Consider the following 926-nt stretch of genomic DNA (forward strand, 5'->3'; position numbering starts at 1 on the left):
GCTGCCCGGCAGCCTGCCGCACGCGCATGGCGATCCGCTGGCGCGTGCCGCCGCCGGGCGTGGCGAGCGCCACCGCGACGCAGCCGAGCAACAACAGCAATTCGAGGCCACGGGCGGCCAGTATCGACATCGTCATCGCGCGGTATCCAGTTTAGAGATCTTGCGGATCACCAGCAGGCCGACCGTCAGCAACCCGGCCGCGATCGTCAGCATCGTGTTCCCCGGGTGCGTCGTGAACAGCAGCATCACGTAGTCGCGGTTCACGAGGAACAACGCGCCGATCATCACGAACGGCACCGCCGAAATGATGTTCGTCGTGATGCGCCCTTCGGCGGTCAGCGCGCGGGTCTTGAGGCGGATGTCGCGACGCGTGCGAATGATGCTCGACAGCTCGTCGAGCGTTTCGCCGAGGCTGCCGCCCGTCTCGCGCTGCAGCAGCAGGTAGACGGTGAAGAACGAGAAGTCCGCGATCATCAGCCGGTCCGCCGCCTGCGTCAGCACGTCCTTGAGATCCGCGCCGACGCGCAGGCTGTCGCCCATCGAGCGGAACGTCGCGCGCACCGGCTCGGCCGCGCCGTCGCCGACCATGCTGATCGCCTGCGTGACCGGAATGCCCGCGCGCACGGCCCGCACGATCACGTCGATCGCGTCGGGGAACGCTTCGAGAAAGCGGATCCGGAAGCGCTCCACCAGCGCACGGTAGCTGGCGCGCATCGCGACCAGCGGCAACCCGACGTAGATCAGCGGACGCAGGAAGCCCGGCGGTCCGATCAGCTTCACCGCGATGATCGCCGCGATCGCACCGGCGATCGTGCTCGCGACGACGATCCTCACCCCGCCCTTGCCGCCGACCGCACGCACACGCGTCACGCGGCGCTGCAGCCACGCGCGCAGGCGGCCCTGGCGGCGCTCGAGGTTGAACAGCG

The 926-nt window shown here is 69.1% G+C and carries 1 protein-coding gene; it reads right to left on the reverse strand.

From position 1 onward, the window contains the following. Positions 1–132: 132 nt before the first annotated feature. On the reverse strand, positions 133–926 hold a 794-nt coding region (locus G3N99_RS40975; protein ID WP_206125278.1), incomplete at its 5' end, for a type II secretion system F family protein.

The organism is Burkholderia sp. Ac-20392, from assembly GCF_017104585.1.
GTDB classification, from domain to species: Bacteria; Pseudomonadota; Gammaproteobacteria; order Burkholderiales; family Burkholderiaceae; genus Burkholderia; species Burkholderia lata.